We start from the raw sequence: 8,237 nt of genomic DNA on the forward strand, positions 1-8,237 counted from the left end.
TGCTGTCGGGCGTTAACCCGACAGCAGTGACCTGTTTGAGCGAGAATTACTCGTCTTCCAGTTCGATGTTGATACCCAGCGAACGAATCTCTTTCAACAGTACGTTGAAGGACTCTGGCATGCCCGGTTCCATCTGATGGTTGCCGTCCACGATGTTCTTATACATCTTGGTACGACCGTTCACGTCATCAGACTTAACGGTGAGCATTTCCTGCAGGGTGTATGCTGCGCCGTATGCTTCCAGCGCCCACACTTCCATCTCCCCGAAGCGCTGACCACCGAACTGTGCCTTACCACCCAGCGGCTGCTGAGTAACCAGGCTGTAAGAACCGGTAGAACGAGCGTGCATTTTGTCGTCGACCAGGTGGTTCAGTTTCAGCATGTACATGTAACCTACGGTTACCGGACGCTCGAACTGTTCACCGGTACGGCCGTCAAACAGCGTAATCTGACCAGACGTTGGCAGACCACCCAGTTGCAGCAGCTCTTTAATTTCAGCTTCTTTTGCACCGTCGAATACCGGCGTTGCAATTGGCATACCTTTGCGCAGGTTCTCTGCCAGACGCAGCACTTCTTCATCGCTGAAGGTGTTCAGGTCGACTTTCTGACGCACATCGGTACCCAGATCGTAGGCACGCTGGATGAATTCGCGCAGTTTCGCGACTTCTTCCTGCTGTTTCAGCATGGCGTTAATCTTGTCGCCGATACCTTTCGCAGCCATACCCAGGTGGGTTTCCAGAATCTGACCGATGTTCATACGAGACGGTACGCCCAGCGGGTTCAGTACGATATCTACCGGCGTACCGTTAGCATCGTGCGGCATATCTTCGATCGGGTTGATCTTAGAGATAACACCCTTGTTACCGTGACGACCTGCCATCTTATCACCAGGCTGGATCTGACGTTTAACAGCCAGATACACCTTAACAATCTTCAGCACGCCTGGTGCCAGATCGTCGCCCTGAGTGATTTTGCGGCGTTTCGCTTCGAGTTTTTTCTCGAACTCGTGTTTCAGTTCGTCATACTGCTCAGCCAGCTGTTCCAGCTGATTTTGTTTCTCTTCGTCGGTCAGGCCCAGTTCCAGCCAGCGATCGCGTGGCAGTTTGTCGAGCTTCTCAGCTTCAACGCCACCGGCAACCAGTACCGCATAGATACGGCTGAACAGACCCGCTTCGAGGATCTGCAGTTCTTCAGACAGGTCTTTCTTAGCCTGTTTGAGCTGCATCTCTTCGATTTCCAGCGCACGTTTGTCTTTCTCAACGCCGTCACGGGTGAAGACCTGAACGTCGATAACCGTACCGGAAACACCGTTTGGTACGCGCAGAGAAGAGTCTTTAACGTCAGACGCTTTCTCACCGAAGATTGCACGCAGCAGTTTCTCTTCTGGCGTCAGCTGAGTTTCACCTTTCGGCGTAACCTTACCAACCAGAATATCGCCGCCGGTCACTTCCGCACCGATGTAAACGATACCGGATTCATCCAGTTTGGAGAGCGCAGCTTCACCCACGTTAGGGATGTCAGCGGTGATCTCTTCTGGCCCCAGCTTGGTGTCACGGGACACACAGGCCAGTTCCTGAATGTGGATGGTGGTGAAACGATCTTCCTGAACCACACGCTCGGAGACGAGGATGGAGTCTTCGAAGTTGTAACCGTTCCACGGCATGAACGCTACGCGCATGTTCTGACCGAGCGCCAGTTCACCGAGGTCGGTGGACGGACCGTCTGCCAGCACGTCGCCGCGCTCAACTGGCTCACCCAGAGATACGCAAGGCATCTGATTGATACAGGTGTTCTGGTTAGAACGCGTGTATTTGGTCAGGTTGTAGATGTCGATACCCGCTTCGCCCGGATACATCTCGTCTTCGTTAACTTTGATAACGATACGGGATGCGTCAACGTACTGAACGGTACCGCCACGCTTAGCCACTGCAGTAACACCGGAGTCAACGGCAACAGCACGTTCCATACCGGTACCAACCAGCGGCTTATCAGCACGCAGAGTTGGAACGGCCTGACGTTGCATGTTCGCACCCATCAATGCACGGTTGGCGTCATCGTGTTCCAGGAACGGGATCAGGGACGCACCGACGGATACCACCTGCTGGGTGGATACGTCCATGTAGTCAACCTGGTCGCGGCTGAACAAGCTGGATTCGCCTTTGCTACGGCAGGTAACCAGATCTTCTACAAAGTGGCCTTCGTCATCCAGGTTGGAGTTCGCCTGAGCGATAACGTAGTTGCCTTCTTCAATAGCAGACAGGTAATGAATTTCGTCGGTAACAACACCATCAGTCACTTTACGGTACGGGGTCTCAAGGAAACCGTATTCGTTTGTCTGTGCATACACGGACAGGGAGTTGATCAGACCGATGTTTGGACCTTCAGGGGTTTCGATTGGACATACGCGACCGTAGTGCGTCGGGTGTACGTCTCGAACTTCGAAGCCTGCGCGTTCACGAGTCAGACCGCCTGGGCCGAGTGCAGAGATACGACGTTTGTGCGTAATCTCAGACAGCGGGTTGTTCTGGTCCATGAACTGAGACAGCTGGCTGGAACCGAAGAACTCTTTCACGGCGGCAGAAATCGGCTTGGCGTTGATCATATCCTGAGGCATCAGGGTATCCAGATCGCCCAGAGACAGACGCTCTTTCACCGCACGCTCTACACGTACCAGGCCAACGCGGAACTGGTTTTCCGCCATTTCACCTACAGAACGGATACGACGGTTGCCGAGGTGGTCGATATCGTCCACTTCGCCTTTACCGTTACGGATATCGATGAGCTTCTTCATCACTTCGATGATGTCGTCTTTGCTCAGGATACCGGAACCTTCGATCTCATCGCGCAGCAGAGAACGGTTGAACTTCATACGACCAACCGCAGACAGATCGTAGCGGTCTTCAGAGAAGAACAGGTTCTCGAACAGGCTTTCAGCCGCTTCGCGAGTTGGTGGCTCACCAGGACGCATCATGCGGTAGATTTCTACCAGCGCGCTCAGACGATCGTTGGTTGGGTCGACGCGTACAGTCTCAGAGATGTACGGACCGTGGTCCAGATCGTTGGTGAACAGCGTTTCGATACGTTTGTGACCAGCCTGACTCAGCTTAGCCAGCAGATCCAGGCTCAGCTCCATGTTCGCCGGGCAGATCAGCTCGCCAGTTGATTCATCAACGTAATCTTTCGCGGCTACTTTTCCTGCAATGTATTCAACCGGAACTTCGATGTGTTTGATATCATCTTTTTCCAGCTGACGGATGTGGCGCGCGGTAATACGGCGACCTTTTTCCACATACACTTTGCCGTCGGCTTCGATGTCGAACGACGCGGTCTCACCACGCAGACGTTCCGGCACCAGCTCCATCTGCAGCTTGTTGTCGCGGATTTCAAAGATCACTTTCTCAAAGAACAGGTCCAGGATCTGCTCAGTGGTGTAGTTCAGTGCACGCAGAATGATGGTTGCAGGCAGTTTACGACGACGGTCGATACGGACAAACAGGTTGTCTTTTGGATCGAACTCGAAGTCCAGCCATGAACCACGGTAAGGAATGATGCGCGCGTTATACAGTACTTTACCGGAAGAGTGTGTTTTACCTTTATCGCTGTCGAAGAAGACGCCCGGGCTACGGTGCAGCTGGGAAACGATAACACGCTCAGTACCGTTGATTACGAAAGTACCGTTGTCTGTCATGAGTGGAATTTCACCCATGTAGACTTCTTGTTCTTTAATGTCTTTAACAGTGCCTTCCGGCGCTTCGCGCTCGTAGATCACCAGACGCAGTTTTACGCGCAGCGGTGCGGAATAGGTCACGCCACGGATCTGACATTCCTGAACGTCAAACACCGGTTCGCCAAGGCGGTAGCTGACGTACTGCAGCTCGGAGTTACCGCTGTAGCTCTGAATTGGGAACACGGAACGGAAGGCTGCTTCCAGGCCGTACTGCCCTTCAGGATCTTGCTCGATAAACTTCTGGAACGAGTCAAGCTGGATAGAAAGGAGATATGGAATGTCCAGAACTTGTGGACGTTTACCAAAATCCTTACGAATACGTTTTTTCTCGGTATAGGAGTAAACCATAGGGTTCCTCAGCTCGCTGACAAGTCGACCCATCTGTCCGACGAAGGGACAGTTTGTGCAACACCATTTTGTGGACCGGAAAATTGAATACTTTCCGCAATACCTGTTGCTATCACGCTTAAACCATTTCATTGCGATTTACACAGAGCGAGCACCCTGTCGCAGTATATTAAGTCGTCGATAGAAACAAGCATTGAAAGACACATCGATAGTCAAACAGTGTGAAATGCTACCGAGGCCTTACAGCGCAAAAAGGCTGGTGACTAAAAAGTCACCAGCCATCAGCCTAATTACTTAGGCTGCAACCAGAAAAGTTGGCTTATTTAACTTCAACTTCAGCGCCAGCTTCTTCCAGAGATTTTTTCAGTGCTTCTGCGTCGTCTTTGCTCACGCCTTCTTTCAGCGCAGCTGGAGCAGATTCTACCAGGTCTTTAGCTTCTTTCAGACCCAGACCGGTAGCGCCACGAACAGCTTTGATTACTGCAACTTTGTTCGCGCCAGCAGCTTTCAGAATTACGTCGAATTCAGTTTTCTCTTCAGCAGCGTCAGCAGCTGGGCCAGCAGCAACAGCTACAGCAGCAGCAGCAGAAACACCGAATTTTTCTTCCATTGCAGAGATCAGCTCAACAACGTCCATTACGGACATAGCGGATACTGCTTCAATGATTTGATCTTTAGTGATAGACATTTAAATTGTTCCTGAATATCAGAATAAGTTTATACGTAAGCAGATGCTTTATAAAGATAACTGCGATTAAGCAGCTTCTTTCGCATCGCGTACAGCAGCCAGAGTACGAACCAGTTTGCCAGCCGAAGCTTCTTTCATGGTTGCCATCAGGCGTGCAATTGCTTCTTCGTAGGTCGGCAGAGTTGCCAGGCGGTCGATCTGAGACGCCGGGATCAGCTCACCTTCAAAGGCAGCGGCTTTGACCTCAAATTTTGCATTCGCTTTCGCGAACTCTTTGAACAGACGAGCAGCAGCGCCCGGGTGTTCCATAGAGTATGCAATCAGGGTCGGACCAACAAACGTGTCTTGCAGGCACTCGAAAGAGGTACCTTCAACAGCACGGCGCAGCAGGGTGTTACGAACAACACGCATGTAAACGCCAGCTTCACGACCTGCTTTACGCAGTTCAGTCATTTTATCTACAGTTACGCCACGGGAATCCGCAACTACTGCAGACAGCGCGCCTTTGGCTACTTCGCTGACTTCAGCAACAATCGCTTGTTTGTCTTGAAGATTTAAAGCCATTAGCTTTTGCTCCTGGATGTTTGCCGGAACTCATGTTCCGGAACTCACTTCACTCTTCCCAACGGAAAGAGCGTCTTAATACGGTGAGCAGAAACAAGCCAGAATATCCAAAAATAATCTTAGCGTTCTGTCACCGTCTACGCAGGGGATTAAGTCTCTTGCGAAACACCTGCGGTCTTCGACGGAGGCCTGGATTAGGCCAGGCTCCAACGAACAATTCTTTTAGCCGCTAACTTTCGTTAGCAAACGTGGGGGTAAGATTGTAGACAAAATCACCGCCCACGTAAAGGCATTAGTTTGCAGCAGCGCTCAGGCCAGCCTGGTCAACTGCAACACCTGCACCCATGGTGGTGGAGATGCTAACTTTCTTGATGTACACGCCTTTCGCCTGAGTTGGTTTTGCTTTTTTCAGCGCAACCAGCAGAGCTTCCAGGTTTTCTTTCAGTTTGTCAGCGTCGAAGTCCACTTTACCGATGGTGGTGTGGATGATGCCGTTTTTGTCGTTACGATAACGAACCTGACCTGCTTTAGCGTTCTTAACCGCTTCAGCAACGTTAGGCGTTACAGTACCCACTTTCGGGTTTGGCATCAGGCCGCGTGGACCCAGAACCTGGCCCAGCTGGCCAACAACGCGCATTGCATCTGGAGATGCGATAACAACGTCAAAGTTCATTTCGCCTTTTTTGATCTGGTCAGCCAGATCTTCCATACCTACCAGTTCAGCGCCAGCAGCTTTAGCAGCTTCTGCGTTTGCACCCTGAGTAAATACAGCTACGCGAACGGAACGGCCAGTACCGTGTGGCAGTACAGTTGCACCACGAACGTTCTGATCAGATTTACGAGCATCGATGCCCAGGTTAACAGCAACGTCAACGCTTTCAACGAACTTAGCGGTAGCCAGTTCTTTCAGCAGAGCGATAGCTTCGTTGATGTCGTACTGTTTGGTCGCATCAACTTTGTCACGGATCACGGACATGCGCTTGGTCAGTTTAGCCATTTCTTAGTCCTCCACTACCAGGCCCATGGAACGTGCAGTACCTTCGATAGAGCGAGTCATCGCTTCAATGTCGGCACCAGTCATGTCGGCAGCTTTGGTCTGCGCGATTTCCTGCAGCTGAGCGCGGGAAATTTTACCCACTTTGTCTTTGTTCGGTTTACCGGAACCAGACTTGATACCAGCCGCTTTCTTCAGCAGAACTGCTGCTGGAGGGGTTTTGGTAACGAAAGTGAAAGAACGGTCAGCGTAAACAGTGATGACGACTGGGATTGGCAGACCTTTTTCCAGGGATTCAGTTTTGGCGTTAAACGCTTTACAGAATTCCATGATGTTCACACCCTGCTGACCCAGAGCTGGACCAACTGGTGGACTTGGGTTCGCCATACCAGCTGCAACCTGCAGCTTGACGTAGGCTTGTACTTTCTTAGCCATTCTAAAATCCTCTGATTGGGTGATAGCGCCTCAGGGAGGCTCCCCGTGAATAAAATCGTTTTACGGGCCGTGCCCCATAAAAACAAAAGGCGCGAAATTGTATTCCAATCTCGCGCCTTGTGCAACGATTAAATCGTCGCTTTTTTGATCGCTGCTTAGGCTTTTTCTACCTGGGCAAAGTCCAGCTCTACCGGGGTCGCACGACCGAAGATAGAAACAGACACTTTCAGGCGGGATTTCTCATAATCCACTTCTTCGACCACACCATTAAAGTCAGCAAACGGACCGTCATTAACACGAACCATTTCACCCGGTTCAAACAGCGTTTTCGGACGTGGCTTATCACCCACCTGCTGCAGGCGGTTCATAATCGCATCGACTTCTTTGTCGCTGATTGGCGCCGGACGGTCAGACGTGCCGCCGATAAAGCCCATCACGCGCGGTACGCTGCGCACAAGGTGCCAGCTCGCGTCGTTCATAACCATCTGAACCAGCACGTAACCCGGGAAGAATTTGCGCTCGCTTTTACGGCGCTGGCCGCCACGGATCTCGACCACTTCTTCGGTCGGAACCATAACTTCGCCAAATAACTCTTCCATGTTGTGTAATTTGATATGCTCACGCAGCGACGTTGCTACGCGGCCTTCAAAACCGGAAAACGCCTGAACGACGTACCAGCGCTTTTTAGGGGCTTCAGACATCTCAGAACCTCAGGCCAGTGATAAAGGATACCAGGCGAACCAGAATACCATCCAGTCCCCACAGGATCAGTGACATTACAGCGGTTACCGCCGCTACGATCAGCGTGGTGTGCAATGTTTCCTGGCGAGTCGGCCAAATTACCTTGCGGACTTCGGTACGCGCTTCGCGTGCAAAAGCGACAGTCGCTTTGCCTTTTGTCGTCAACAGCGCGACACCACCCGCTGCAGCAATCAGAATTACCACTGCAAGCGCGCGTAGCGGCAGCATAATGTCACGATAAAGATAGTTGCCGACGATCGCTACGATCAGCAGAACGGCTACCACTACCCATTTCATCGCTTCCAGGCCGCGCCCGCTCCCTTGAGCTTCGGTATTCGCACTCATAAACCAACCTGTCAGAAGTATTCTACAAACATTTTCACCCCGCGATCGCGAGGCAAACCAAATCGAAATGCTAATTCGCTTTTCGAATTATACGCTCTCTGCAGAGCCTGTCTCAGCAATGATTATGACAAAAATAATCACTGATGAGCCAGGTTCTGGCGTGAAAGCGTGCAAAAAGGGCATCAAATGATGCCCTTTTATTGCGCATTGCGTCAAATGTTATCAGCAATTAGCCGAGAACTTTAGCAACCACGCCCGCGCCAACGGTACGGCCACCTTCACGGATTGCGAAACGCAGACCGTCGTCCATCGCGATTGGGTGGATCAGAGTCACAACCATCTTGATGTTGTCGCCTGGCATTACCATCTCTACGCCTTCTGGCAGTTCGATGGTA

Annotated in this window: 7 protein-coding genes and 1 pseudogene; all 8 read right to left on the reverse strand. The window is 51.5% G+C overall.

The features are described 5' to 3' along the window. Positions 1–46: 46 nt before the first annotated feature. The gene (rpoB, locus tag EKN38_RS24855) at positions 47–4,075 is read right to left on the reverse strand and encodes a DNA-directed RNA polymerase subunit beta (RefSeq protein WP_014830238.1); all 4,029 of its coding nucleotides are present in this window, start codon (positions 4,073–4,075) and stop codon (positions 47–49) included. A 319-nt stretch (positions 4,076–4,394) separates the two neighbouring features. Continuing rightward, positions 4,395–4,763 (reverse strand): 50S ribosomal protein L7/L12, encoded by a 369-nt coding sequence (rplL, locus tag EKN38_RS24860; protein ID WP_013095002.1) that lies wholly within the window; start codon positions 4,761–4,763, stop codon positions 4,395–4,397. Positions 4,764–4,829: 66 nt separating this feature from the next. Beyond that, positions 4,830–5,327 (reverse strand): 50S ribosomal protein L10, encoded by a 498-nt coding sequence (gene rplJ, locus EKN38_RS24865; protein WP_014830237.1) that lies wholly within the window; start codon positions 5,325–5,327, stop codon positions 4,830–4,832. Between the two features lie 292 nt (positions 5,328–5,619). Beyond that, entirely contained in the window at positions 5,620–6,324 is a 705-nt protein-coding gene (gene rplA, locus EKN38_RS24870; protein ID WP_013095000.1) for a 50S ribosomal protein L1, read from the reverse strand. Between the two features lie 3 nt (positions 6,325–6,327). Further along, positions 6,328–6,756 carry a 50S ribosomal protein L11 gene (gene rplK / locus EKN38_RS24875; protein WP_008503452.1) on the reverse strand — a complete coding sequence of 143 codons (429 nt, stop codon included), beginning with the start codon at positions 6,754–6,756 and terminating at the stop codon, positions 6,328–6,330. A gap of 155 nt (positions 6,757–6,911) precedes the next feature. Continuing rightward, entirely contained in the window at positions 6,912–7,457 is a 546-nt protein-coding gene (gene nusG / locus EKN38_RS24880) for a transcription termination/antitermination protein NusG (protein WP_003862341.1), read from the reverse strand. A gap of 1 nt (position 7,458) precedes the next feature. Beyond that, complete coding sequence (gene secE, locus EKN38_RS24885) at positions 7,459–7,842, reverse strand: preprotein translocase subunit SecE (protein ID WP_013094999.1); 384 nt, start codon at positions 7,840–7,842, stop codon at positions 7,459–7,461. 229 nt (positions 7,843–8,071) lie between these two features. Then, positions 8,072–8,237: pseudogene (gene tuf, locus EKN38_RS24890) on the reverse strand (elongation factor Tu); the annotation flags it as partial.

Origin of the sequence: Enterobacter sp. WCHEn045836 (assembly GCF_003965585.1) — a bacterium.
Classification (GTDB): domain Bacteria; phylum Pseudomonadota; class Gammaproteobacteria; order Enterobacterales; family Enterobacteriaceae; genus Enterobacter; species Enterobacter dissolvens.